Consider the following 25,063-nt stretch of genomic DNA (forward strand, 5'->3'; position numbering starts at 1 on the left):
CGATGGCGCGCTTCCGGCTTCCGCCGCGCCGCCGGTGGGGACGATGACAGCGAGGGCCGTGCGACGGCGGGCCGTACGGGAGGACCGTGCGGGGGCGGCCGTGCGGGGAAGGGGGGACGGACGGGGATGCGGGCGACGCTGGGGGCCTGGGCGCGGACCGCGCTGGCACTCGTTCTGCTGGGGGGCTTCTACGCGGTGTCGTGGGCACTGGTGCTGGGCTACGCCGCGCTGTCGGCCGGTGTGCTGTGGGTGCTGCTGGTCGACGGCACCCGCATGACCTCGCCGGCACCGCTGTACGCCGTCGCCTTCGGTCTGCCGGCCGTGCTGGCGGTGCTGCGCGGACTGTTCTCCGGCGGGCGGGCCCCGGCCGCCGGCGAGGGCCGGGCGGTCACCCGGCGGCAGGCCCCGGAGCTGTGGGAGACGGTCACCGGCCTGGCGCGTGCGGCCGGCGCGCCCGAGCCGACCGAGATCCGGCTGACGCTGGAGGCCAACGCCTCCGTCAGCGAGGACACCCGTTTCGGCGCCGGGGTGACCGCCCGGCGCATGGAGATCGGCGTACCGCTGCTGGCGGGGCTGAGCGGGGACGAGCTGCGGGCGGTCCTCTGCCACGAGCTGGGCCACTACGCGCGCCGGGACACCCGGTTCGCGGCCACCGCCTACCGGGGCTCGGCCGCCCTGCACACGGCGCGCACCGGCATCGCCGAGGCGGCTGGGGGCAACGCCCTGGTGGCGGGCTACTCGGGTCTCCAGGGCTGGGTCCTGGGGGTGTACGCATGGCTGTTCGACGCCGTCACCTTCGGCGTGCGGCGGCGCCAGGAGTTCCGGGCGGACGCGGCCGCGGCGGCCGTCGTGGGACGGGAGGCCACGGCGTCGGCCCTGACCGCCGTCCACGCCGTCGGCGCGGCCTGGGCCGACTACCGGGCCCGGCTGCTGGACCCCATGGTCGGGCGCGGGCTGACGCCCGACGACCCGCTGCGCCCCTTCGCCGAGATGCTGGCCGATCCCGGTTACGCCCGGGCGCTCGGGGAGTGGCGGAGCAGGATGCCGGAGCCGCCCCGTTCCCGGCTGGACTCCCACCCGCCGCTGAGCCGCCGCCTGGCCGCCCTCGCCCACGACCGGGGCTCCCTCGCCCATGAACAGCCCGCCCCGTCCGCTCCGGAGGCAGGACGGGTGGCGGAGGCGTACGCCCGGCTCCCCGACGGGGTGTGGGGCTCCCTGCTGCGCCCGCTCCTGCCGCCGTCGGGGCCCCGCAGGCTCGGGCAGCCGTGGCAGGAGTGGCTGGACGACGCGGCCGAGGCGCAGATGGTGCAGGCCGTCGAGGACCTGCGCGGTCCCCTCGACCTGCTCTCCCGGCCGGACGCCCCGCCGGAGCCCACCGTGGACGCCGTCCTGGGGCTGCTGGAGTCCGGGCGCGGCGCCGAGCTGGCCGAGGCGATGCACGACACGGGCTGGGGCACGGACCAGTGGGGCCTGCCCGGATCGCCGGAGCAGGCGCTCGAGACCCTGGTGGGCCAGGGGCTCACGGGCGCCGGACGGGCGGGGTGGAGCCTGCGCTGGACGGCGCCCAGCGCCCTGGTCGTCTACGACGACGAGGCCCGGGAGGCGGTGGAGCTGGCGCGGTCGGCGGCGGCCGACCCCGGCACCGCCTCCCTGCTGCGCACCCGTCTCGTCCTGTGCGGCGTCAACACCGCGGCGCCGCTGGACCGCACCGGCCCGATGGCCCGCCCGCCCGGCGGGGCCGCCCCCGCCGCCGGAACCGGCGCCGACGAGCCCGGCAGGCGGAACGGCAGGCGGAACGGCAGTGTGGCGGGGCTGGCTGCCGCGGTGGCGGTCACGGCGGTGTTCACCTGGAACCTGGTCACCGGCGACGACGTGACGGAGCGGCCCTCCAGACCCGGCACACCGGTCAATCCCCTCTCCACGCCCCCCTCCCCGTACCGGCCGCACCCGCGGCCGCCGCTCCCGACCGGTGTGCCGCCGGTCCCCGTGCCCCTTCCGTCGGTGACGGCGGTGGAGTGCGGGCCGGGGGAGATCCGCCTGGCGGGCGACTGCGTGCCGATCGGCGACCTCGTCGCCACCCCGGACCCCGTCGTCACACCGGACCCCGGCGCCGCGCTCCGGTCGCCGCGGTGAGCGGGCCGCCGGGCTCGCACGGAAGGAGCCGGGACCGGGGCCGGAACCGAGGCCGGGACCGAGGCCGGAACCGGAGTCGCCCGGTCCGGCCGGGCGGCCGGTGGCGGATCCCTAGCATGGGTGCCATGGTCAAGCGTCCGGCCGAGGCCGGGGAAACCCAGGGGACACCCGTGCCGGCTCCGGCCCGGGCGCCGTGGCTGGTCGTGCTCGCCGCGTGCGCGGGGCAGTTCCTCGTCGTGCTCGACGTCTCGGTCGTCAACGTGGCGCTGCCGTCCATGCGCAACGGGCTGCGGATGGACGCCGAGCAGCTCCAGTGGGTGGTCAACACCTACACGCTGACCTTCGCCGGGTTCATGCTGCTCGGCGGGCGGGCCGGCGACCTCTTCGGGCGCAAGCGCGTGTTCCTGGCCGGGCTCGGCCTGTTCACCGCCGCCAGCCTCGCCGGGGGTCTCGCGCAGGAGTCCTGGCAACTGCTGGCCGCGCGAGCCGTGCAGGGGACGGGGGCCGCCGTCCTCGCCCCGTCCACCCTGACCCTGCTCACCACCTCCGTCCCGGAGGGGCCGGCCCGCGCCCGGGCCATCGGCACCTGGACGGCGGTGGGCGCCGGGGGCGGCGCGGCGGGCGGGTTCGTCGGCGGTGTGCTCACCGAGGCGCTGTCCTGGCGCTGGGTGCTGCTGGTCAACGTGCCCATCGGCGTGCTCGTGCTGCTCGCGGTGGCGCTCCGGCTGTCGGCGGACCATCCGGCCGGAGGCGCCCGCCGCCTCGACGTGCCCGGCGCGGTGCTGGTCACCGGCGGTCTCGGCGCGGTGGCCTACGGCATCGTGCAGACGGAGGCGGCCGGCTGGGCGGAGCCGGCCACGCTCGTGCCCCTGCTGGGCGGCCTGGCGCTGCTGGGGGTGTTCGTCGCGGTCGAGTCCAGGGCCGGGGCGCCGCTGATGCCGCTGCGCCTGTTCCGGCTGCCGTCGGTGTCGGCCGCCAACGCCGCGATGTTCGTGTGCGGCGCGGCGCTGGTCTCCTCCTGGTACTTCATGTCGCTGTACATGCAGAACGTGCTGCTCTACACGCCCCTCCAGGCGGGCCTGGGGTTCCTGCCGCACTCGCTCAGCGTCGTCGCCGGTTCCAAGCTCGCGCCCCGGCTGATGCACCGGATCGGGGCCCGTAACACCGCGCTGACGGGCGTGGCCCTGGCGGCGTGCGGCTTCCTGTGGTTCAGCTCGGTCATGGCCGCCGGCGGCGGCTACGCGGCCACGGTGATGGGGCCGGGGATAACCACGATGCTCGGCACCGGACTCCTGGCCACCCCGCTGGCCTCCCTGGCCACCTCCGGCGCCCCGCACCGGGACGCGGGCGTGGTCTCGGCGATGGTGAACACCTCCCGCACCATGGGCGGCTCCCTGGGGCTGGCGGTGCTCTCCACCGTCGCGGCCTCCCGGATCACCGGCGAAGCCCCGGACGCCCTCGCCCCCGGTTACGCCCTGGCCTTCCGCACCGGTGCGGTGGTCCTGGGGTGCTGTCTGCTGCTGGTCGCGCTGACGCTGCCGGGGGAGGGCCGCCGCGTCCGGTGAGGCGGCGGGCGGCCGGGCCCCCTCCGCCGGGCGTACGGGGGCCGCGTTAGCGTCGGAGGCGTGGACCACGAGAACGCCGGCGCCGACCGCACCCCGCCCATGCCCGCCGTACCGCCCGCTTCTCACCCACCCGCTCCTGCCGCTCCTCACCCACCCGCTCCTGCCGCTCCTCACCCACCCGCCCTGTTCTCGCACGAGTTCGCCACCGACCCCTATCCCGCGTACGCCTGGCTGCGCGAGCACGCGCCCGTGCACCGCACCGTGCTGCCCAGCGGGGTGGAGGCGTGGCTGGTGACGCGGTACGCGGACGCGCGCGAGACGCTGGCCGACCCGCGGCTGAGCAAGAACCCCGTCCACCACAGCGAGGCCGCGCACGGCAAGGGGAAGGTGGGGATCCCGGGCGAGCGCAGCGCCAACCTGATGACGCACCTGCTCAACATCGACCCGCCCGACCACACCCGGCTGCGGCGGCTGGTGTCCAAGGCGTTCACCCCGCGCCGGGTGGCGGCCTTCGAACCGCGCGTACGGGAGCTGGCCGACCGGCTCATCGACGGCTTCGCGGCGCGCGGCAGCGCCGACCTCATCCACGAGTTCGCGTTCCCACTGCCGATCTACGCCATCTGCGACATGCTCGGCGTCCCGGCCGAGGACCAGGACGACTTCCGCGACTGGGCGGGCATGATGCTGCGTCACGGCGGCGGCCCGCGCGGCGGGGTGGGCCGGGCGGTGAAGCGGATGCGCGCGTACCTGGCCGACCTGATCCACCGCAAGCGCGGCGACCTGGGCGACGACCTGATCTCCGGCCTGATCCGGGCGAGCGACCACGGCGAGCACCTGACGGAGAACGAGGCCGCGGCGATGGCGTTCATCCTGCTGTTCGCCGGTTTCGAGACCACCGTCAACCTCATCGGCAACGGCACCTACGCGCTGCTGCGCCACCCAGGGCAGCGGCGGATGTTCCAGGAGGCGTCGGCGGCGGGCGACACCGGGCTGCTGCAGACGGCGGTGGAGGAACTGCTGCGCTACGACGGGCCGGTGGAGCTGGCGACCTGGCGGTTCGCCACCGAGCCGATGGAGATCGGCGGACAGCGGATCGCCACCGGCGACCCGGTGCTGGTGGTGCTGGCCGCCGCCGACCGCGACCCGTCGAGGTTCGCCGATCCGGACACCCTGGACCTCACGCGCGGTGACAATCCTCACCTCGGATACGGCCACGGCATCCACTACTGCCTGGGGGCGCCGCTGGCGCGGCTGGAGGGGCGGATCGCTCTCACGGCCCTGCTGGGACGCCTCCCCGACCTGCGGCTCGCGGCGGAACCTGCCGATTTGCGCTGGCGGGGCGGCCTCATCATGCGAGGGCTGCGCGAACTGCCGGTGGAGTTCGAGCCGGTGCGCGGGTGACGCACAGTCATGTACGTGATCTGTGCGTGATCTGCGAGACACTGACTTGTGATGATCGGCCCGGTGACGCTACGTTCAGCCGTCAACCGCTCGACCTTGTCGTCTGTCCACGCACGAGAGGCTCCACACATGCTTTCCGGGAACGGTAGACACCGCCGCCCCCGCCAGGCTCCCGCCATCTTCGTCACGGCAGGAGTGACCGGCGCGGGATTCGCCATCCCCCTGCTCGGGGCGGCGGGCGCGCAGGCGGCAGACCTCGACACCTGGGACCGGGTCGCGCAGTGCGAGAGCGGCGGCCTGTGGAGCGCCGACACCGGCAACGGCTACTACGGCGGCCTCCAGCTCACCCAGGAGATCTGGGAGCAGTACGGCGGTACGTCGTACGCCAAGCGCCCCGACCTCGCCAGCCGCAGCCAGCAGATCGCGGTGGCCGAGAAGATCCTCGCCGACCAGGGGCCGGAGGCCTGGCCCTCGTGCGGCGTCAACGCCGGGCTGCGCCACGACACCACCGGCGAGGCCCCGGCCATCGACCCGGGCAACCTCCTGCCGGAGGAGGACGCGCGGGACGGCGGGAGCGGCGGGGGCCTCCTGGACGGCGTCCTGCCGGGCGGTGACGCGGCGGAGGAGGAATCCCCGGCCGCCGGTGAGGGCGAGGACGGCTCCGGCCGCGCGAAGGACGGCGCCGAGGACGAGCGGAAGGCCCCGAAGGACGGCGGTACGGAGGACGGCGCCCGGGACGAGGGCGCGAAGGGCGGCGGCACGGAGGACGGCGCCGAGGGTGACGGTGCGAAGGACGGCGCCCGCGCCGAGGCGGGGGAGGGCGCCGGAAAGCACCGCGGCGAGCGCGACCCGCGCGAACTGGAGCTGGAACGCGGGGCGGAGAGCCGGGCGCCGGAGGGCCGGGAGGCCGCCGAGCGCTCCGCCCGCGCCGAGCGCCCCGCGCTGGCGGGCACCGTGAGCGGTCTGGGCGCCCGCGGGACGGACGAGGGCTATCTCGTGCGCCCCGGGGACTCGCTCGTGACGATCGCCCAGGAGCACGGCGTGCCGGGCGGCTGGAGCGGGCTGTACGAGAGCAACAAGGACGTCGTGGGCGAGGATCCGGACCTGATCCTGCCGGGACAGGAGCTCACTCTCGGATGAGTGCGGACGGCCCTGCGGGATGACCCTCCCGGGCGACTGCGGCGTGTCGTTCCTGTCCGGCCTAATGCTCCTCACCTGACCTGCGGGTTCCATCCGTGCGGGCGTCAGAAAGGGTGAATCGCCGGTTTCTGACATGCTTTGAGGCGTATGCCCCGGTGTGCTTACCGTCGTGTCGCTCGCACCGCGAGTGCCACCGACCGCAGCGCCGAATCCTGCCGGCGGCCGGTGGGCAGTCGTCGCGTCAGCGCCGATGGCAGGAGCGGGGGAACCAGGTAGGCGCCGCCCAGGACCGCACGGTCCGAAGCGGCTTGGGGTGAAGTCGCCCGGGGCTCCGCGCCCCGGACGGCCGGGCTTGCTCACTGCCCGAACCCGACAGCTCACCTCGCAGGCGTCGGTGAGATAAGGGACGTCCATGCTGTTCACCGGCAAGGGGCACGACAGCCGCACCGCCAGAGCCGTCCGCGCGGCCGCGCTGACGGGCGCCGCGGGCGCCGCCATCGCCGTTCCGGTGGCGGGCGCGCCGGGCGCCTCGGCCGCCTCCGTCGACACCTGGGAGCGGGTGGCCCAGTGCGAGTCCGGCGGCGACTGGTCCATCAACACCGGCAACGGCTACTACGGCGGACTGCAGTTCTCCCAGTCCAGCTGGGAGGCCGCCGGCGGCACCCGGTACGCGCCGCGCGCCGACCTGGCCACCAGGGAGCAGCAGATCGCCGTGGCCGAGCGGCTGCTGGCCATGCAGGGGCCGCGGGCCTGGGCCTGCGCCGAGAAGGGCGGCCTCACCGCCGACGGGCCCGCGGCCGAGGTGGACCCGGGCGGCGGCCGTTCCGTCGGCCCCGGCACCGGGCGGACGTACTCCGAGTCGCAGAACCGCTCCCGCCCGCAGTCGCAGAACCAGTCGCAGAAGCAGTCCCAGGAGCAGTCGCAGGAGCAGTCCCGTTCGCTGTCGCAGGGCGCCTCCGAGCGGGCGGACGGCCACCGGGACGGCGCCGAGTCCGGCTACACGGTCAAGTCCGGCGACACGCTGCGCGCCATCGCCGCCGCCCACGGCACCACCTGGCAGCAGATCCACCAGGACAACGCCGACGTCATCGGTGACGACCCCAACCTGATCTTCCCCGGCCAGCAGCTCCGGGTCTGATCCCCTGCTGTGCCCGCCCCGGCGCCGCTCCCGTCACCCGGCGGCGCCACCCCGGTGCGGTGTGTCACCTCCCTTGGCGGAGGGCGCGCCGCACCGGGTTTATTCAATTTGGAAACAAAATGCTCTCGCCCTCTCTGAGCTGCGATTTCACCCTCCGTTCCGCCGTATGGCACGGGCTGTCGGCGAGGTGGCGTGCGCGGGCCGGATAGGCTCAGGGCACTGAGACCCGACACACACGCCCGACACACACGAAGGAGACCCTCGTGCCGTCCATCGACGTCGTAGTGGCCCGCGAGATCCTCGACTCGCGAGGCAACCCCACGGTCGAGGTCGAGGTCGGCCTCGACGACGGCAGCACCGGCCGTGCAGCCGTTCCGTCCGGCGCCTCCACGGGCGCCTTCGAGGCCCTTGAGCTGCGTGACGGAGACAAGAGCCGCTACGGCGGCAAGGGCGTCGAGAAGGCCGTCCTCGCCGTCATCGAGCAGATCGGCCCGGAGCTGGTGGGATACGACGCCACCGAGCAGCGCCTGATCGACCAGGCGATGTTCGACCTGGACGCCACCCCGGACAAGTCCTCCCTCGGCGCCAACGCCATCCTCGGCGTCTCGCTGGCCGTCGCCCACGCCGCCTCCGAGGCGTCCGACCTGCCGCTGTTCCGCTACCTCGGCGGTCCGAACGCGCACCTGCTGCCGGTGCCGATGATGAACATCCTCAACGGCGGATCGCACGCCGACTCCAACGTGGACATCCAGGAGTTCATGATCGCGCCGATCGGCGCCGAGTCCTTCTCCGAGGCCCTGCGCTGGGGCACCGAGGTCTACCACACCCTCAAGAAGGTGCTGAAGGAGCGCAACCTCTCCACCGGGCTGGGCGACGAGGGCGGCTTCGCCCCCAACCTCGGCTCCAACCGCGAGGCGCTCGACCTCATCCTGGAGGCGATCAAGCAGGCCGGCTACACCCCCGGCCAGGACGTCGCCCTCGCCCTGGACGTCGCCGCCTCCGAGTTCCACAAGGACGGCCGTTACGTCTTCGAGGGCCAGGAGCGCACCGCCGCCCAGATGACCGACTACTACGCCGAGCTGGCCGAGGCGTACCCGCTGGTCTCCATCGAGGACCCGCTGTTCGAGGACGACTGGGACGGCTGGAAGACCATCACCGAGCGCCTGGGCGACAAGGTCCAGCTCGTCGGTGACGACCTGTTCGTCACCAACCCCGAGCGCCTGGCCCGCGGCATCGAGGAGGGCGCCGCCAACGCCCTGCTGGTCAAGGTCAACCAGATCGGCTCCCTGACCGAGACGCTGGACGCCGTCGAGCTGGCCCAGCGCAACGGCTTCAAGTGCATGATGTCCCACCGCTCCGGCGAGACCGAGGACGTCACCATCGCCGACCTGGCCGTCGCCACCAACTGCGGCCAGATCAAGACCGGCGCCCCGGCCCGCTCCGAGCGCGTCGCCAAGTACAACCAGCTGCTGCGCATCGAGGAGATCCTCGACGACGCCGCGGTGTACGCCGGACGCTCGGCGTTCCCGCGGTTCCGCTCCGCGGACCGGTGAGCACAGCCGCTCCGCGGACCGGTGAGCACGGCCGGTCCGCGGACCGGTGAGCACGGCCGCCGGAAGCGGCCCCGCCGTCACCGCGTCCCCGCCGCCGTCCCGTACGGTGGCGGGGACGCGGCGGCATGCGGCGGTACACGGTGACACGCGGCGGCACACCGCGACGGCACGGCGACGACAGGGCAGCAGGGGAGGCGAGGTGGCCGCGGAACGGGACAGGTTCTCCACCGCGACCAGGCTCAGGGCGCTGGGCACACAGGCGGCCGAGCGCGTCTACCGCGCCCAGAACCGCCGGATGCGCGCCCCCCGCCGCAGTCGGCTGACCGGCCGCGCCGCACTGCTCGTCCTGGTCCTGTGCTCGCTCGTGGTCGCCCTGGCCTACCCCATGCGGCAGTACGTCTCGCAGCGCGCGGAGATCGAGGAGCAGCGGCGCCTGGTCGAGGAACTGCGCGGCCGGGTCGAGGAGAAGCGCGATCTGAAGGCCCGCTGGAAGGACCCGGCCTACGTGGAGCGGATGATCCGCGAGCACCTGCTCTACGTGCGCCCCGGCGAGACCGGCTACATCCTCCCGCGCGGCACGGCCGGCCGTACCGGCGAGGGCGCCTCCCGCTCCCGCCGCACCGCCGAGCCCGGCCCCGCCGAACAGGCCTGGTACCGGCACCTGTGGGACGGGGTGGACGCGGCGGACGCCTCCGGCGCCGCCGGGCAGCGCCCCTGAGCGGTCCGGAAGCGGCCCGGACCCCGACCGCCCCGCCGGGCCCCCGCGCCCGGCCCCGACACCCCTGAGGCATCCTGGCCACATGGAAACGCCCCCGCCCCGTACCGAGCCCACCGCGCCGACCGAAGCCGACGTCGAGGCATTCCAGCAGCAGCTCGGCCGCCCGCCGCGCGGTCTGCGCGCCATCGCGCACCGCTGCCCCTGCGGGCAGCCCGACGTGGTGGAGACCGCGCCGCGGCTGGAGGACGGCACGCCCTTCCCGACCACGTACTACCTCACCTGCCCGCGCGCGGCCTCCGCGATCGGCACCCTGGAGGCCGAGGGCGTGATGAAGGAGATGACCGAGCGGCTGCGCACCGACCCGGAGCTGGCCGCCGCGTACCGCCGGGCGCACGAGGACTACATCGCGCGCCGCGACGCCATCGAGGTGCTGGAGGGCTTCCCCAGCGCGGGCGGGATGCCCGACCGCGTCAAGTGCCTGCACGTCCTGGTCGCCCACTCGCTGGTCGCGGGCCCGGGCGTCAACCCGCTGGGCGACGAGGCGATCGCCATGCTCCCGGAGTGGTGGCGCAAGGGGCCGTGCGTGAGCGCGGCCGGGGACGGCGAGGACAGCGGGGAGGGTGCGCGGTGACGGAGACGGCGAACAGTACGACGGCCGGCGCGACGGTCAGGGTCGCGGCCATCGACTGCGGCACGAACTCCATCCGCCTGCTCGTCGCCGACATCGACCCGGCCACCGGCGAACTGACCGACCTCGACCGCCGGATGACCATCGTCCGCCTCGGCCAGGGCGTGGACCGCACCGGGCGGCTGGCCCCCGAGGCGCTGGAGCGCACCTTCGCGGCCTGCCGTGAGTACGCCGAGGTGATCCGCGGACACGGCGTCACCCCCGGGCGCACCCGCTTCATCGCCACCTCCGCCTCGCGCGACGCCGGGAACCGGGACGACTTCGTGCGCGGCGTCGTGAACATCCTGGGCGTCGAGCCCGAGGTGATCACCGGCGACCAGGAGGCCGCGTTCTCCTTCACCGGCGCCACCAGGGAGCTGGCGGGCGCCGAGCACCTGCCGGGGCCGTACCTGGTGGTGGACATCGGCGGCGGCTCCACGGAGTTCGTGGTCGGCGAGGACGGGGTGCGGGCCGCCCGCAGCGTGGACGTCGGCTGCGTCCGGCTGACCGAGCGCCATCTGCTGCGCGACGGCACGATCACCGACCCTCCCTCGAAGGCGCAGATCGCCGCGATGAGGGCGGACGCCGAGGCCGCTCTGGACCTGGTGGAGGAGACCGTCCCGCTGGCCGGGGCGCGGACGCTGGTGGGGCTGGCCGGCTCGGTCACCACCGTCGCCGCCGTCGCGCTGGGACTGTCCGAGTACGACCCGTCGGCCATCCACCACTCCCGGATCGGCGCGGAGGAGGTCGCGGAGGTCACCGCGCGCCTGCTGGCCGCCACCCACGACGAGCGCGCCGCCATCCCCGTGATGCACCCGGGCCGGGTGGACGTGATCGGCGCGGGCGCCCTGGTCCTCCAGACGGTCATGGAGCGCACCGGGGCCGAGGAGGTCGTGGTCAGCGAGCACGACATCCTCGACGGCATCGCCCACTCCTGCGCCACGCGCTGACCCGGGGCCCGGGGCCCGGGCCCCGGTGACGCGGCCGGGGCCTTCGGGGCCGCGACGGTCCCGAGGAGCCCCGGCTCTCACGGATTCCGGTAGACGTCGCGCCGGTTGCCCACCTTCACGACGAGAACGACGAGTTCACCTTCGTCAACCTGGTAGGCGATCCGGTAGCTGCCGACCCGGAGCCGGTAGAGCCCGGACGGGCCGGCGAGTTTCTTGACGTCGGCGTCCTCGCGGTACGGGTCGTCGCCGAGCGCGGTCAGCGCGGTCAGAATGCGCATGGCGTCGGGCCGGCTGATGGCCCGGAGCTGCCGCTGTGCCGCCGTAGTGAACCGGAACGCGTACTTCACGCCGCATCTTCACCGTGCTCGGTGAAGAGGTCCGCCAGCAGTTCGGCCATCGTCACAGTAGGGCCGCCCTCGGCCAGGACCGCTTCTGCCTCTCGGGCCAGCATCACGTCGGCCGCCTCCTCCAGTGCCTCGAAGTCGGAGATCGGCACCACGGCCGCCACTGGAGTGCCGTTGCGCGTGATCACCGTCGGAGTGCCCTGCTCGGCCCGGTCGATGTGGTCCGCGAGATGAGCGCGGGCGTCCCGTACGGTCACGGTGTTTTCGGTCATGAGAAAAGTGTACACGCTTATGTGTACACCTGGGTGGTTCGGTGGCGGACTCGCGCGCCCACGGCCCGCGCGGGGGCGGTCGGTTCCGGGCCAGACCTTCGTCCGGCGCGGCCTGGAGGGCCGCCGGCCCACCCGGACCCCGGACTCGGCGCCGACGAGGGTGCACGCCCGGCTCTCGCCGGGCAGGGCGCACCCCGCGGCCAGCAGGATCGGCAGCAGTGCGAGACGGCGCGCCAGGTCCCCTCCCCGTCGGTGGAAACACCATGTCAGACGCGCGGGGCCGGTGGCGCCGGCCGCTCCCGCGCATCCCCGCGAAGGCGCGATCGGGGCGTCGCGGAAGACCCCGCCGGGAAAGTTCGTGAACTTCTTCACAAGGAAAAGCGCGCGAGCAGGCGATGTTACCTGTCGGTAGTGGCGAATCCGGGTCTCCGTGACCCGGAAGGGACGGTTCCGGGGGTGTCGGAACATCGGGTCCCTCCGGGGCGGCGGCGGTTCCGCCCGGTCCCACCGGAGAGCGATTGCGCAGCTCACAGGGGGTGTTAAACGTGCCGTGAGATGCGCCGGTTCCCGGTTCCGGGTGTGGTTCCGGTCACGGGTCGGCGGAGTGTAGCAGAAGAGGGTGAGGTGCTTGTGAAGACCCTCACGAGGGTCCCCCCTGACGGCAGTGGATACTCGAAGGCATGAGCACCACGGAGCGTCCGCGAATCCTCGTAGTGGGTGGCGGGTACGTCGGTCTGTACGCAGCGCGCCGCATCCTGAAGAAGATGCGGTACGGCGAGGCGACCGTCACCGTCGTCGACCCGCGCTCGTACATGACGTACCAGCCCTTCCTGCCGGAGGCAGCCGCCGGGTCCATCTCCCCGCGCCACGTCGTCGTCCCGCTGCGGCGCGTGCTCCCCAAGGCGGAGGTCCTCACCGGCCGCGTCACCAACATCGACCAGGACCGCAAGGTCGCCGTGATCTCGCCGCTGGTCGGCGAGTCCTACGAGCTGCCCTTCGACTACCTGGTGGTCGCGCTCGGCGCGGTCTCCCGCACCTTCCCGATCCCCGGCCTGGCCGAGAACGGCATCGGCATGAAGGGCATCGAGGAGGCCATCGGCCTGCGCAACCACGTCCTGGAGCAGCTCGACAAGGCCGACTCCACGAACGACGAGGCCGTCCGCCGCCGGGCGCTGACCTTCGTCTTCGTCGGCGGTGGCTTCGCCGGAGCCGAGACCATCGGCGAGGTCGAGGACATGGCGCGCGACGCGGCCAAGTACTACACGAACGTCCGCCGCGAGGACATGCGCTTCATCCTCGTCGACGCCGCGGACAAGATCCTCCCCGAGGTCGGTCCCGAACTCGGCAAGTGGGGTCTGGAGCACCTCCAGAAGCGCGGCGTGGAGGTCTACCTGTCCACGTCCATGGAGTCCTGCGTCGACGGCCACGTGGTGCTCAAGAACGGCCTCGAGGTGGACTCCGACACCATCGTGTGGACCGCCGGCGTCAAGCCGAACCCGGCGCTGGCCCGCTTCGGCCTGCCGCTGGGCCCGCGCGGCCACGTGGACACCGAGGCGACGCTCCAGGTCAAGGGCTCCGACTACATCTGGGCCGCGGGCGACAACGCCCAGGTCCCGGACCTCGTCGGCCGCGACGCGGGCAACGAGAACGCCTGGTGCCCGCCGAACGCCCAGCACGCGCTGCGCCAGGCCAAGGTGCTCGGCGACAACGTGGTGTCGGGCATGCGGGGCTTCCCGCAGACCGAGTACCGCCACGCCAACAAGGGCGCGGTGGCCGGTCTCGGCCTCCACAAGGGCGTCGCGATGATCGCCCTGGGCAAGCGGGTCAAGCTGAAGCTCAAGGGCCGGCTCGCCTGGTACATGCACCGCGGCTACCACGGCCTGGCGGTGCCGACCTGGAACCGCAAGATCCGGGTCTTCGCCGACTGGACGCTCGCGATGTTCCTCAAGCGCGAGGTCGTCTCCCTCGGCGCCGTGGAGAACCCGCGCGAGGAGTTCTACGAGGCCGCCGCCCCGGTCTCGGCCGCCGCTCGGGAGTCCCGGCCCAAGGCCAAGGCCTCCTGACCGGACGCCGGACGCCTGGCACCGGCGCACGCGGCACACCGCAGGGGCGCCCGCCCCCTCCCGCACACGGAGGGGCCGGGCGCCCCTCGGCTTTCCCGCCCCCGCGCGGGTGTCCGTACGGGGGGCGCGGCGGCCCCCGTACGGCGCGTGCTCCGTACGGCTACCCGACCACCCGGACCACCGGGCCCGGGGAACCGTCGCATCCGCGGGCCGGCCCGGGGACCGGTCCCGCGCATGCGGAAAGGGCCCGGACCGCCGAGCGGTCCGGGCCCCGGGGTCCCGCGCGGTGCGCCGCCGCGCGGCGGCGCACCTGTCACTCGGTCTTGATGGACTCCAGCATGTCCATCCGCGCGGCCCGCCGCGCCGGCCACAGCGCGGCCAGCACGCCCACCAGCGCCGCCAGCGCCAGGAAGACGCCCATCCGCTCCCAGGGCAGCACCAGTTCGTAGGTGGGCAGCGACGCCGAGATCAGCTCCCCGGCCGCCCATCCGAAGAAGACGCCCAGGCCGACGCCGAGCACCCCGCCGAACAGCGAGATCACCAGCGACTCCAGCCGGACCATCCGCTTGGTGCCGCGCCTGTCCAGGCCGATCGCCCGCAGCATCCCGATCTCCTGCGACCGCTCGAAGACCGACATGGCCAGGGTGTTTACCACCCCGAGCACCGCGACCACCACGGCCATGGCCAGCAGCCCGTAGAGCATGTTCAGCATCAGCGTGATCATCTGGGCGACGGACTCCGAGACGTCCTCCTCGTCCTGGACGAGAACGGCCGGGTTGTTGCCGAGGGCGTCCTCCAGGGCGGACTTCGCCGACTCGCTCGCGCCGCCCTCGGTGGCCACCAGCACCTGCATGCTGGTGACCTTCTCCAGATGCGGGTCCAGGACGGCGGTGTCGAGCATGATGCCGGTCATCATCTCGTTGTCCCGGTACACGCCCCCGACGGTCAGCTCGCCGCGCTCGCCGTCCTCGTAGACCACCTCGAAGGTCGAGCCGGTCTTCCAGCCGTGCCCCCGCGCGGTGTCGGCGTCCACGATGACGCTCTCGCCGCCCAGGCCCGCGAACGAGCCCTCGGTGAAGTCGAGTTCGGCCAGCTTGCCGAAGCCCTCGCCGTTGACGCCGGTGAGGAACTCGTACTCGTCGCCGATGCGGGAGAGGGAGTTGCGCATCGGGCTGAGGGCCGTGACCTCGTCCTGCTCGGCCAGCGTCCGCTCGATCTCCGGCGACAGCGGCCTGTAGTTGGCCATCGAGACCACGTAGTCGGCCTTGAGCGCCTCCGTGGCCATCTTGTCGACGCCCTTCTGGACGCTGCTCGCTATCACGGTCAGGCCCGTGATCAGCGTGAGGCCGATCATCAGCGCCGCGGCGGTGGCGGCGGTGCGGCGCGGGTTGCGCACGGCGTTGAGACGCGCCAGCTTCCCCGACACACCGGCCACGCGCATCACGGGCGAGGCCAGGGCTATCACCGGGCGCGACAGCAGCGGCGTCAGCACGAACACGCCGATCACCAGCAGGCCGGCGCCCGCGCCCATCGGCACCTTGCCGTCGTCCATGCCGGTGGCGGCCAGCACCAGCACGGCCCCGGCGCCGGCCAGGACCGCGCCGATGGTGTTGCGCACGACCAGGCCGCGGACGGTGGCGGGTGCGTGCACGCTGTTCATCGCGGCGACCGGCGGCACCTTCGCGGCGCGGCGGGCGGGCAGCCAGGCCGCGGCCACGGTGACCGCGATGCCGACGACCAGCGAGGCGACGACCGCGGCCGGGGTGACCACCAGCGGGCCGTCCGGCACGGTGGCGCCGAGCGAGCCCATCAGCGAGCGCAGTCCGGCGCCGATCCCGATGCCCGCCAGCAGGCCGATCCCCGCGGCGACCGCGCCGACGACCACGGCCTCAACCAGCACCGAGCGGGTCACCTGGCGGCGGCTCGCGCCGACCGCGCGCAGCAGCGCCAGTTCCTTCGTGCGCTGGGCGACCAGCATGGTGAAGGTGTTGGCGATGATGAAGACGCCGACGAAGAGCGAGATCCCGGCGAACACCAGCAGCCCGGTGCGCATGCCCTCCATCTCCGCCTCGATCATCCTCGCCTGGTCGTCGGCGAGCGTCTGCCCGGTGACCGCCTCGGCCTGCTCGGGCAGGATCTTCTCGACGCTCTTCCTCAACTCCCCCTGGCCCACGCCCTCGGAGGCAGTCAGGACGATCTCGCTGTACATGCCGGGCTGTGAGAACAGCTCCTGGGCGGTGGCGGTGTCGAACAGCACCAGGGTGCCGCCGGCGGCGACGTTGCCGTCGTCGGTGTCGAAGACGCCGGTGACCTTCTCCTCGCGGACCGGGCCGCTGACGGACAGCCGTACGGTGTCGCCGACCCCGTAGCCGGTGCGCCCGGCGGTCGCGGAGTCCAGCGCGATCTCGCCGGCGCGCTGCGGGGCGCGGCCCTCGCGCAGGTCGTAGCGCGGGTCCTCGCCCGACCCGTCCGGGCCGGTGTCGTAGTTGCCGCCCTGGGTCGACCAGCCCTCGCCGACCAGCCTGCCGTCCTTGCCGGCGAGGGCGGCGAAGCCGGAGACGGCTCCGGTGGCGTGCTCGACGCCCGGCAGCTCCCGCGTCCGCTCCAGCAGTTCGCGGGGGAGGTCGGAGGGGCCGCCGGGGTCGGTCTCGTCGCTGGAGAAGTCGGGGCGGACGGCGACGTCGACGGCCTCGAAGCCCTTGGCGGAGCTCCTCGCGAAGGCCTCGGAGAGGGTGGCGGTGAAGACCAGGGTGCCGGCGACGAACGCCACGCCGAGCATGACGGCGAGCGTGGTCATCAGCAGTCTGGCCTTGTGCGCGAGCACGTTGCGCAGGGCGGTACGGAACATGGGGTCTCGTGATCCTGGGATAGGTGTGGCGGCGCTGCGGGCGGGGGCGTTCCGGGCGGGGACCGGCCGGTCAGCTGGTGCGGCCCCGGGCGTCGAACGCCTTCATGCGGTCGAGGACGCTCTCGGCGGTGGGGTCGGCCATGTCGTCGACGATCCGGCCGTCGGCGAGGAAGACGACCCGGTCCGCGTACGAGGCGGCCACCGGGTCGTGGGTCACCATGACCACGGTCTGGCCCAGCTCCCGCACCGAGTTGCGCAGGAAGCCCAGCACCTCCGCACCCGCACGCGAGTCGAGGTTGCCGGTCGGCTCGTCACCGAAGATGATCTCCGGCCGGGCGGCCAGGGCGCGGGCGACGGCCACGCGCTGCTGCTGGCCGCCGGAGAGCTGGTTGGGACGGTGCCCCAGCCGGCCCGACAGGCCGACCGTCTCCACCACGCGGTCCAGCCACTCCCGTTCGGGCTTGCGGCCCGCGATGTCCATCGGCAGCGTGATGTTCTCCAGCGCCGTCAGGGTGGGCAGCAGGTTGAACGCCTGGAAGATGAAACCGATCTTGTCCCGGCGCAGTCGGGTCAGCTTCTTCTCCTTCAGGGAGGACAGCTCGGTCTCACCTATCCAGGCCGAGCCGGAGGAGAAGGAGTCCAGACCGGCCATGCAGTGCATCAGCGTGGACTTGCCCGAGCCCGACGGGCCCATGATCGCGGTGAACGCCCCCCGCCGGAAGTCCACGGTGACGGAGTCCAGGGCCACCACCTTCGTCTCGCCCTGGCCGTAGACCTTGGTCAGGTCCACGGCGCGGGCGGCCGCGGCGCCGGCGGGGGCGGAGGGCTCGGAGCGGGTGTCGGGCGGGGTGCTGGTGGTCACGGGAAGGGGCTCCTGTCACAGCGGCTTGACGGGGACCCCTCCATCGTCCGTGCGAAACCGGCCACCGGCGTCCACCCCCGAACCGGTCTCGGAGGGAGTCTTCGGGGGGACCGGAGCGGTCCGGGTCATCCCTGAGGAGGAGAGGGCACCCTGATGCCTTCCCGTGGCTGGGCAGCGACTTTCCGTCATTCCTGGCGGCGGTGCGGGGGCGCGTGATCCTCTTTGAAGAGGGGCGTGCGCCGCTGATGCTGCATCAGTTGCCAATAAAATCAGACAACCTGGGGCCGGAAGCCCGTTGTCCGTACGAGCGCCGCCGATAGGCTCGTTGAGCGTCCAGGGGAGGGCCGTAGCCAGCCGTGCGGTCCATGAGCCGGTGCCCGGATGGTGGAATGCAGACACGACGAGCTTAAACCTCGTTGGCCTACAGGCCGTGCCGGTTCGAATCCGGCTCCGGGCACACCGGACTCCTTGCGGCCCCCCTCGCAGGGGCGCCGCCGGCACCATTCGCTGTCCCGGCCCAGGGGCGATCCGCTGCCGACGCCTACCGGCGGGCAGCGCGCTTCGACGCGTTGCCGGTGACAGTGCGGGCGAGCCTGATGCGGTGAAGGCGCCTCGCCCGGGTTTCGGGAGCGGGGCGCCCTCGTCGTGGCCCGGGCGAATCGGTTACGGGTGAACTGCCGGGAGCGGGTCCGCTCTTCGAGGCCGGCCGCAGCGGTGACGCCGCGGGCGGACCGCACACCGCCGAGAAGGCCCGGGGGCCGGCCCCCGGGCGTCACAGGCCGCCTCCACGTGCCCCTGCCCGGCTCCCGTGCCGCCGGGAGAGTGACGGCCAGTGCCCGCCCCGGTCTTCCCGCCGTTGTCAGGGAGTACGCGCGCAGTCCAGCACGGAGGACACGGAGATGCGGGAGCCGAGTGGAGGGCAGGCCCTGACGGTGGGCGTGGTGGCGGCACGTTCCGGGCGGCTGGCGAACCCGGGGGACCCGCTGGCGTTCGCCGTGTCCCTGCTGGAGCCGGAGCTGACCCGGATCCGCAACGGCTCGCGGGAGTACCCGGTGCGCCTGGTGGGCCGGGACAGCCGTTCCACCGCCGACGGCGCGCGGCAGGCGGTGCGCGAGCCGGTGCGGGACGAGGGGGCGCGGATCGTCCTCACGCTCGCCGGCACGGAGGTGCTGCCGGCCGCCGCCGACGCCTGCGAGGAGGCGGGTGTGCCCTGCGTGTCGAGCACCTTTCCGTGGCAGGTCTACTACTACGGGCGCGGCGCGCGGGAGAGCACGCCGTTCCGCTGGACGTACCACTTCTGCTGGGGGCTGGACGACATCGCCGAGGTCTTCGCGGATCTGTGGGAGCAGGCCGGCGGTTCCGGGCGGCCCGTGGGGTGCCTGTGGAACGACGGTCCGCAGGGGACGTGGTCGCGGCACGCGGAGCGGGGTTTCGCCCCGGCCGCCCGCGCACGCGGGCACCGGCTGGTGGACCCGGCCGGCTACACCGAACCGGCGGCGGTCGCCGCGGCGGTCGGCCGGACCCGCCTGGAGACCGTCGCCGGGCCGCTGGACTGGACGGCCGGGCCCGTGCCGAACGTCGCCACCGTGCGGCTGGCGGGCGGGCAGTGGCAGCAGGGCGCCCGCCACGACTACGAGTTGGCGGCCGTGTCCAACCGGCATGTCGAGGGATTGCCCGTCGACGCCGATCTGGTGCCTCTGCGGTGATCAGCCGGGGCGCCGTGCCGTCGCCCCCGGGCGGTCGTGGGCGGCCCGGTTCCGCCGCCCGTGCGAGGCCCGGACGCAGGAGGTCGGACAGGGGCCGGGACAGGCGTACGGCGCCTCCTGGCGGGGCATCACAGGCGCGACGGCGGGTACCGGAACAATCACGACTCCTTCCGTCGTTCTTGCAAGTGCACTACCGTGCGGTCTTTGCTAAAGCATTACCCTTGAGGAAGGGCCGCGCGGTGCGGCCATGGAGGAGTGAGATGAGGAGCAGTAACCCGGTCTTCTCGCGACGGGGATTCAGCCGAGACAACGGCTACGCCGGTTTCAACGCCACGCAGCAGCCGCAGGCCGGGAACCCGTACGCCGCCAACCCGTACGCGACCGGCCCCCAGCCCACCAACCCCTACGCCCAGCAGCCCCAGACGGCCGGCCAGCAGGGCTTCCCGCCGGCCGCCCCGCCGCAGGCCGGCCGGATGACGATGGACGACGTCGTCGCCCGTACGTCGATGACGGTGGGCCTGGTCGTCGCCATGGCGGCTGTGGCGTGGATCACGGACCTGTCGCTCGGCCTGGCCCTGGGCGCGATGCTGATCGCGCTGGTCCTGGGTCTGGTGCAGTCCTTCAAGCGCAAGGCGTCGCCCCCGCTGATCCTGGCCTACGCCGCCTTCGAGGGCCTGTTCCTCGGGGCCATCAGCAACTACGTCGACAGCTACATCGCTAACGGGGCGGCGATGCAGGCGGTGCTGGGCACCATGGCGGTCTTCGCCGCCGTGCTGTTCATGTACAAGGCCCGCATCATCCGCGTCACGCAGCGCTTCTACCGCTTCGTGATGGCCGCGGCCATCGGCTTCATCCTGCTGATGGGCATCAACCTGCTGTTCGCCGTCTTCGGCGGCGGTGACGGCCTCGGCTTCCGCAGCGGCGGCCTGGGCATCCTGTTCGGCGTCATCGGCATCGTGCTCGGTGCCGCCTTCCTCGCCCTGGACTTCAAGCAGGTCGAGGACGGCGTCGCCTACGGCGCCCCCCGCGAGGAGTCCTGGCTGGCCGCCTTCGGTCTGACCCTGACCCTGGTCTGGATCTACCTGGAGTTCCTGCGGCTGATCGCCATCCTGCAGAGCAGCGACTGATCCGGCTGTCCGGACCCCGGCCCCGGGCCGGGGTCCGGACAGGGATCCTTGAGGAGCCCCGGGGCGCGAACGCGCCCCGGGGCTCCTCACGTCCGTCCCGCGTCCGTCCCCCGTCCGCCCTGTCCGTCCTGTGCGTCCTGCGCGCTCCGCCCGTTGGCGGCGGGGCGCACAGGACGCATAGGGTTGCGCCGTGCTCGACGTGACCCCCCTGCTGACCGCCGTGGACCGCTTCGCCGACCGGCTGCGGGCCATGCCGCAGAGCGCCCTGGCCCGGGGGGCGGCGGCCGAGGGGCTCGGACTGGCCAGGGAGTTGGCCGACCGCGCCCAGCGCCTGGAGTCCCCCGGCCGCGCCCCGCACGAGCTGCCCGACGCGGGCCTCTTCGCCGTCGGGGACCAACTCGCGGTGGCCGGGCACGATCTGGCGGAGGCGCTGCGGGAGGCCGGCGAGCGGGCCGGGGCCGGGCCCCGGGAGCTGGCCGAGGCCGTGGCGCTGGTGGAGGCCGCCGAGTCCGCGGCGCTCAGAGCGAGACGATGACCCGGTCGGCCAGGACGTAGACGCTCTCCCCGCCGCACGCGAAGGTGAGGGCGTACGAGCCGGAGACGCCCGAGCCGCCCAGCAGCACCGGCTCGACGCCCTCGCGCACCGCGGCGGCGAGCCGCTCGGCGGTCTCGCGGTGCCCCGGCGTCATGCAGACGGTGGTGCCGTCGGCGAAGACGTAGACGTCCAGCGTGCCCAGCGGGCCGGGCCGTACGTCGGCCAGCGGCGTGCGGCGCTCGGCCAGTTCCGCCAGCCGCAGGCGGGTGGACTCGTGGTCGCTGGCGGTCCCGGTGGCGCCGTCGGACTCCTCGGTGCCGTCGGAGCCCCCGGACTCCTCCAGGTCGTCGGGACCGGTCGCGGGCCCGGGGACGACGGGATCGCCGTTCAGGTCGTAGCCGGGGTGCGAGGGGTGGCGGCGGCGGGCCGCGGCCAGCTCCGCGGAGTCGGCGCCGGGTCCCTTCCCCCCGGCTGTGTGCCCGGAGTGCCCGGAGTTCCCGGGGTTGCCGGACTCCCCGGCGTCCTCGGAACCGGGCGCGGCGGGCCGCCGGACGTTCGCCCCGGACCCGGCCCCCTCCCGGTCCGTCTGGCGCGGTACGAAGGCCTCGCCCTCGTGCGTACCGCCGTCCAGGGCGCGTTCCAGCAGGGCGTCGAGCAGGGCCGGATCGAGGTCGGCGCCCTCGTACTCCGCGCCGCGCCCCTCCGGCAGGAGGCCCTCGGCCCGGTTGTCGCGGGCCTCCTGGGCGGCCCAGAAGGCGCGGGCCTCGGCCAGCTCGCGCTCGCGCTCCTCGGCGAGGGCGGCGGCGACGGCGGACCGGATCTCCTCGGCGTCCGGGGACGTACGCGCCGGGGGAACGGAGGCGCGCGCCAGGGTCCCGCGCGCCTCGGCCGCGGCGAGCTGCACCCGCAGCTCGGTGAGCCGGCGGCGCAGGCCCAGGGCGGTGTGCAGGGCGGCGCCGCCCAGCGCCACGGCGACGGCGGCGGCCAGCAGCAGGATGAGGGATATGGCGCTCACTGACGTACTCCCGGTTGGAACTCCGATCCCTGAATTCCTATCGCAGCCGGAGGGGAATCTCCTGTCGAGCGGTGCGCCGGGCACCGCCAAAAGGGCGTGCGCGGACCTCCGTGCGGACCAATGGAACCCCTGTGAGCAGGGAAGACGGCGAGCCCCCAGGACATAGATCACATCCTGGGGGCTCTTCGGTCTCACCGGTGCATCGACGGCGCGCCGACGGTGGTTCAGATCACATCGTGCGCCGGTCCGGTGTGACACGGACCACGCGGCGGCGGGGCCGCGACCGGGGCCCGTACGTCCGGGGCCGGTTCAGCTCAGGCGCTCGATGACCATGGCCATGCCCTGGCCGCCGCCGACGCACATCGTCTCCAGACCGAACTGCTTGTCGTGCCACTGGAGGGAGTTGATCAGCGTGGTGGTGATGCGGGCGCCGGTCATGCCGAAGGGGTGGCCGACGGCGATGGCGCCGCCGTTGACGTTGAGCTTGTCCACGTCGATGCCGAGGTCCCGGTAGGAGGGGATCACCTGGGCGGCGAACGCCTCGTTGATCTCCACCAGGTCGATGTCGTCGATGGTCATGCCGGCCAGCTTCAGCGCCCTCCTCGACGCCTCGACCGGACCCAGGCCCATGATCTCGGGGGACAGGCCGGAGACGCCGGTGGAGACGATCCGGGCCAGCGGGGTGATGCCCAGCTCGCGCGCCTTGGTGTCGGACATGATCACCAGCGCGGCGGCGCCGTCGTTGAGCGGGCAGCAGTTGCCCGCGGTGACCAGGCCGTCGGGGCGGAAGACGGGCTTGAGGCCCTGCACGCCCTCCAGGGTCACGCCCGCGCGCGGGCCGTCGTCCTTGGAGACGACCGTGCCGTCGGGCAGCGTGACCGGGGTGATCTCGCGCTCCCAGAAGCCGGCGGCGATGGCCTTCTCGGCGAGGTTCTGCGAGCGCACGCCGAACTCGTCCATGTCCTGCCGGGTGACGCCCTTGAGGCGGGCGAGGTTCTCGGCGGTCTGGCCCATGGCGATGTAGACGTCGGGCAGCTCGCCGTCCTCGCGCGGGTCGTGCCAGCCCTCGCCGCCGTTCTCGGCGCGGGCCGCGGTGCGCGCCTCGGCGTCGGCGAAGACCGGGTTGTGGGTGCCGGGCATGCCGTCGGAGGTGCCGTTGACCGAGCGGGAGACCGTCTCGACGCCGGCCGAGACGAACACGTCGCCCTCGCCCGCCTTGATGGCGTGCATGGCCATGCGGGTGGTCTGCAGCGAGGACGAGCAGTAGCGGGTGACGGTGCAGCCCGGCAGGTGGTCCATCCCCATCTGGACGGCGACGACGCGGCCGAGGTTGTGGCCCTGCTCGCCGCCGGGCAGGCCGCAGCCCAGCATCAGGTCGTCGATCTCGGTCGGGTCCAGCTGCGGCACCTTGTCCAGCGCGGCCTTGACGATGCCGGCGGTCAGGTCGTCCGGGCGGACGTCTTTGAGCGAGCCCTTGAAGGCGCGTCCGATCGGCGAACGGGCTGCTGAGACGATCACGGCTTCGGGCATCACGGCTCCAGGGAACGAGGGCGGAGGGCTGTGGATGCTTGGAAACTACCGTTCCGTAAGGCGGCGGTCACGACTCGCCACGTGTGATCCGGGCCTCTTTTCTAAGCGCTTGCTCAGCTCCGCCCGTTCGCCGTGCCACCTCGGACCGCCCGGGGCCGTCCCGGACCGCGTCCTGTGCCGCTCGGGGCCGCATGGGCCGTACGGCAGGGCGCGTGGGCGGGATCCGCCGGGCGCGGACCGTACGGCCCGCGCCCGGCGGATCCCACCTGGTCCTCAGCGGAGCGGCGTCCGGACGTCCCCGCCTCCGGCGCCCGCGGGCTCGGGCGTCCCGGGCCGTTCGGCCACCGCGATCACACCGGCCGCCGGCAGCCGCCTGCGGCGGCGGCGCCTCAGCAGCGCCAGGGGGCCGCGCGTCCCCGAGACCTCCGTACCGCCCTCCCCGGCCGCCGCGGCCGCCGCGGCCTCGACGGGGAGGGCCTCCTCGGCGGGAAGGATCCCCGCGCGGCACGCGGCGCCGGGGTCATCGGCGTAACCGGGGGCGCCGGGACGCTCGTCTTCCTCGGGCCACAGGCCCAGTGCGGCGCAGAGCGTGGGCAGGAAGGCCATGGCGGCGGTCGCGTAGCCCTCCGCCGAAGGGTGGTAGTTGTCGGGGCCGAACAGTTCGCGCGGGTTCGCCTCGAACTCCGGGCCGAGCAGATCGCCCAGCGAGACGGTCCGGCCGCCCCGCTCCACCACCGCGACCGTCTGGGCCGCCGCGAGCCGGCGGCTCATCCGGCGGGCCAGCCAGCGCAGCGGCTGGGCGACCGGCTCGACCGTGCCCAGGTCCGGGCAGGTGCCCACCACCACCTCGGACCCGGCCGCCCGCAGCCGCGCCACCGCGTCCGAGAGCAGCCGCACCGAGACGGCGGGCGGTACGCGGTGGGTGACGTCGTTCGCGCCGATCATGACGACGCACACGTCGGGAGCGCCGTCGCCGTCGATGCCGCCGTTCTCCAGCAGCCGCGACACCTGGCGGTCCAGGTCGTCCGAGCACGCCCCCGACAGCGCCACGTTGCGCAGCCGCACCGGACGCTCCGCCACCGCGGCCAGACCCGCGGCAAGCAGCGCGCCCGGGGTCTGCCTCGGCCGGTGGACGCCCTGCCCGGCGGCGGTGGAGTCGCCGAGCAGCGCCAGCCGCAGCGGTGTGGCCTGCGCGCCCGGCCCGAGGGCGGCGACGGCCGTGCCGTACACCCCGTCCGCCACCGGCGGCACGTCGTCCGAGCCGCCCACCCGGCGCCGCGCCAGCCGCACCTCGGCCATCAGCAGGCCGACGGCCGCCCCGCCGAGCAGCCCGGCCCCTCCGCCGCCGTACGCCGCGGCGGTCGCGATCCTGCGCGCCACTCTCGCCCCGGACACCGGTCCGGGCACAGCCCTCGCCATCGGGCCCTCCGTTCCGCCGCGCCCCCGCAGCCTCCTCGCGCCCCGTGCGCGCGCCCCGTAGGCTCGGCGCGCGGTCC

The 25,063-nt window shown here is 73.9% G+C and carries 20 protein-coding genes, 1 tRNA gene and 1 riboswitch; of the genes, 14 read left to right on the top strand and 7 right to left on the bottom strand.

Annotation, left to right across the window (positions count from 1 at the left end; all coding sequences use genetic code 11):
* The first annotated feature begins 126 nt into the window (after positions 1-126).
* The 9 genes from BMY40_RS18375 (at position 127) to BMY40_RS18415 (ending at position 11,265) form a co-directional block, all read left to right on the top strand.
* Positions 127-2,133 (top strand): M48 family metalloprotease, encoded by a 2,007-nt coding sequence (locus BMY40_RS18375; RefSeq protein ID WP_093660926.1) that lies wholly within the window; start codon positions 127-129, stop codon positions 2,131-2,133.
* Positions 2,134-2,249: 116 nt separating this feature from the next.
* Entirely contained in the window at positions 2,250-3,698 is a 1,449-nt protein-coding gene (locus tag BMY40_RS18380; RefSeq protein ID WP_425443138.1) for an MFS transporter, read from the top strand.
* A 99-nt stretch (positions 3,699-3,797) separates the two neighbouring features.
* On the top strand, positions 3,798-5,099 hold the full coding sequence (locus tag BMY40_RS18385; RefSeq protein ID WP_093661079.1) for a cytochrome P450 family protein: 1,302 nt from the start codon (positions 3,798-3,800) through the stop codon (positions 5,097-5,099).
* 195 nt (positions 5,100-5,294) lie between these two features.
* Complete coding sequence (locus BMY40_RS28975) at positions 5,295-6,239, top strand: transglycosylase family protein (protein ID WP_281250793.1); 945 nt, start codon at positions 5,295-5,297, stop codon at positions 6,237-6,239.
* Positions 6,240-6,474: 235 nt separating this feature from the next.
* Positions 6,475-6,645: riboswitch (cyclic di-AMP (ydaO/yuaA leader) on the top strand.
* A gap of 6 nt (positions 6,646-6,651) precedes the next feature.
* Entirely contained in the window at positions 6,652-7,377 is a 726-nt protein-coding gene (locus BMY40_RS18395) for a LysM peptidoglycan-binding domain-containing protein (RefSeq protein ID WP_093660930.1), read from the top strand.
* A 263-nt stretch (positions 7,378-7,640) separates the two neighbouring features.
* Entirely contained in the window at positions 7,641-8,930 is a 1,290-nt protein-coding gene (gene eno, locus BMY40_RS18400) for a phosphopyruvate hydratase (RefSeq protein ID WP_093660932.1), read from the top strand.
* A gap of 199 nt (positions 8,931-9,129) precedes the next feature.
* Positions 9,130-9,648 (top strand): FtsB family cell division protein, encoded by a 519-nt coding sequence (locus tag BMY40_RS18405; protein WP_177214053.1) that lies wholly within the window; start codon positions 9,130-9,132, stop codon positions 9,646-9,648.
* 82 nt (positions 9,649-9,730) lie between these two features.
* The gene (locus tag BMY40_RS18410) at positions 9,731-10,279 is read left to right on the top strand and encodes a DUF501 domain-containing protein (protein ID WP_093660934.1); all 549 of its coding nucleotides are present in this window, start codon (positions 9,731-9,733) and stop codon (positions 10,277-10,279) included.
* On the top strand, positions 10,276-11,265 hold the full coding sequence (locus BMY40_RS18415) for a Ppx/GppA phosphatase family protein (protein WP_093660936.1): 990 nt from the start codon (positions 10,276-10,278) through the stop codon (positions 11,263-11,265). The genes BMY40_RS18410 and BMY40_RS18415 overlap by 4 nt, the downstream gene beginning before the upstream one ends.
* Before the next feature lie 77 nt (positions 11,266-11,342).
* Here the strand turns inward: BMY40_RS18415 and BMY40_RS18420 are convergent, their stop codons facing one another.
* Both BMY40_RS18420 and BMY40_RS18425 read right to left on the bottom strand, forming a co-directional pair.
* Positions 11,343-11,612: a type II toxin-antitoxin system RelE family toxin gene (locus tag BMY40_RS18420; RefSeq protein WP_093660938.1), complete on the bottom strand. Its 270-nt coding sequence runs from the start codon at positions 11,610-11,612 to the stop codon at positions 11,343-11,345.
* The gene (locus BMY40_RS18425) at positions 11,609-11,881 is read right to left on the bottom strand and encodes a type II toxin-antitoxin system Phd/YefM family antitoxin (RefSeq protein WP_093661082.1); all 273 of its coding nucleotides are present in this window, start codon (positions 11,879-11,881) and stop codon (positions 11,609-11,611) included. The genes BMY40_RS18420 and BMY40_RS18425 overlap by 4 nt, the downstream gene beginning before the upstream one ends.
* Positions 11,882-12,561: 680 nt before the next feature.
* Here BMY40_RS18425 and BMY40_RS18430 point away from each other — a divergent pair.
* The gene (locus BMY40_RS18430) at positions 12,562-13,944 is read left to right on the top strand and encodes an NAD(P)/FAD-dependent oxidoreductase (protein ID WP_093660940.1); all 1,383 of its coding nucleotides are present in this window, start codon (positions 12,562-12,564) and stop codon (positions 13,942-13,944) included.
* Between the two features lie 313 nt (positions 13,945-14,257).
* Here the strand turns inward: BMY40_RS18430 and BMY40_RS18435 are convergent, their stop codons facing one another.
* A complete protein-coding gene (locus BMY40_RS18435) occupies positions 14,258-16,792 on the bottom strand; it encodes an ABC transporter permease (RefSeq protein WP_093660942.1) in 2,535 nt (844 codons plus the stop codon).
* A 70-nt stretch (positions 16,793-16,862) separates the two neighbouring features.
* On the bottom strand, positions 16,863-17,654 hold the full coding sequence (locus BMY40_RS18440; protein ID WP_093660944.1) for an ABC transporter ATP-binding protein: 792 nt from the start codon (positions 17,652-17,654) through the stop codon (positions 16,863-16,865).
* Between the two features lie 375 nt (positions 17,655-18,029).
* Here BMY40_RS18440 and BMY40_RS18445 point away from each other — a divergent pair.
* The 4 genes from BMY40_RS18445 to BMY40_RS18460 all read left to right on the top strand — a co-directional run bounded on the left by BMY40_RS18445 (position 18,030) and on the right by BMY40_RS18460 (position 21,022).
* Positions 18,030-18,111: transfer RNA gene (locus BMY40_RS18445), tRNA-Leu, on the top strand.
* A gap of 442 nt (positions 18,112-18,553) precedes the next feature.
* Complete coding sequence (locus BMY40_RS18450; protein WP_093660946.1) at positions 18,554-19,360, top strand: ABC transporter substrate-binding protein; 807 nt, start codon at positions 18,554-18,556, stop codon at positions 19,358-19,360.
* Positions 19,361-19,620: 260 nt separating this feature from the next.
* Complete coding sequence (locus BMY40_RS18455; protein ID WP_093660948.1) at positions 19,621-20,487, top strand: Bax inhibitor-1/YccA family protein; 867 nt, start codon at positions 19,621-19,623, stop codon at positions 20,485-20,487.
* Positions 20,488-20,677: 190 nt separating this feature from the next.
* Entirely contained in the window at positions 20,678-21,022 is a 345-nt protein-coding gene (locus BMY40_RS18460; protein ID WP_177214054.1) for a hypothetical protein, read from the top strand.
* Here BMY40_RS18460 and BMY40_RS18465 read toward each other — a convergent pair.
* From BMY40_RS18465 to BMY40_RS18475, 3 genes are all read right to left on the bottom strand, one after another.
* A complete protein-coding gene (locus tag BMY40_RS18465; RefSeq protein ID WP_093660950.1) occupies positions 21,006-22,037 on the bottom strand; it encodes a hypothetical protein in 1,032 nt (343 codons plus the stop codon). The two genes, BMY40_RS18460 and BMY40_RS18465, sit on opposite strands and share 17 nt — an antisense overlap.
* 309 nt (positions 22,038-22,346) lie before the next feature.
* Positions 22,347-23,567: an acetyl-CoA C-acetyltransferase gene (locus BMY40_RS18470; RefSeq protein WP_093660952.1), complete on the bottom strand. Its 1,221-nt coding sequence runs from the start codon at positions 23,565-23,567 to the stop codon at positions 22,347-22,349.
* A gap of 273 nt (positions 23,568-23,840) precedes the next feature.
* Positions 23,841-24,986 carry an SGNH/GDSL hydrolase family protein gene (locus BMY40_RS18475; protein ID WP_093660954.1) on the bottom strand — a complete coding sequence of 382 codons (1,146 nt, stop codon included), beginning with the start codon at positions 24,984-24,986 and terminating at the stop codon, positions 23,841-23,843.
* Positions 24,987-25,063 lie beyond the last annotated feature (77 nt).

Origin of the sequence: Streptomyces radiopugnans, assembly GCF_900110735.1 — a bacterium.
Classification (GTDB): Bacteria; Actinomycetota; Actinomycetes; order Streptomycetales; family Streptomycetaceae; genus Streptomyces; species Streptomyces radiopugnans.

What these genes read in the sequence shown, in the direction of transcription:
- BMY40_RS18375 (WP_093660926.1), top strand. Translation starts at nt 127, where the DNA reads ATGCGGGCGACGCTGGGGGCCTGGGCGCGGACCGCGCTGGCACTCGTT.
- BMY40_RS18380 (WP_425443138.1), top strand. Translation starts at nt 2,250, where the DNA reads ATGGGTGCCATGGTCAAGCGTCCGGCCGAGGCCGGGGAAACCCAGGGG.
- BMY40_RS18385 (WP_093661079.1), top strand. Translation starts at nt 3,798, where the DNA reads ATGCCCGCCGTACCGCCCGCTTCTCACCCACCCGCTCCTGCCGCTCCT.
- BMY40_RS18395 (WP_093660930.1), top strand. Translation starts at nt 6,652, where the DNA reads ATGCTGTTCACCGGCAAGGGGCACGACAGCCGCACCGCCAGAGCCGTC.
- BMY40_RS18410 (WP_093660934.1), top strand. Translation starts at nt 9,731, where the DNA reads ATGGAAACGCCCCCGCCCCGTACCGAGCCCACCGCGCCGACCGAAGCC.
- BMY40_RS18425 (WP_093661082.1), bottom strand. Translation starts at nt 11,881, where the DNA reads ATGACCGAAAACACCGTGACCGTACGGGACGCCCGCGCTCATCTCGCG.
- BMY40_RS18430 (WP_093660940.1), top strand. Translation starts at nt 12,562, where the DNA reads ATGAGCACCACGGAGCGTCCGCGAATCCTCGTAGTGGGTGGCGGGTAC.
- BMY40_RS18435 (WP_093660942.1), bottom strand. Translation starts at nt 16,792, where the DNA reads ATGTTCCGTACCGCCCTGCGCAACGTGCTCGCGCACAAGGCCAGACTG.
- BMY40_RS18450 (WP_093660946.1), top strand. Translation starts at nt 18,554, where the DNA reads ATGCGGGAGCCGAGTGGAGGGCAGGCCCTGACGGTGGGCGTGGTGGCG.
- BMY40_RS18455 (WP_093660948.1), top strand. Translation starts at nt 19,621, where the DNA reads ATGAGGAGCAGTAACCCGGTCTTCTCGCGACGGGGATTCAGCCGAGAC.
- BMY40_RS18470 (WP_093660952.1), bottom strand. Translation starts at nt 23,567, where the DNA reads ATGCCCGAAGCCGTGATCGTCTCAGCAGCCCGTTCGCCGATCGGACGC.
- BMY40_RS18475 (WP_093660954.1), bottom strand. Translation starts at nt 24,986, where the DNA reads ATGGCGAGGGCTGTGCCCGGACCGGTGTCCGGGGCGAGAGTGGCGCGC.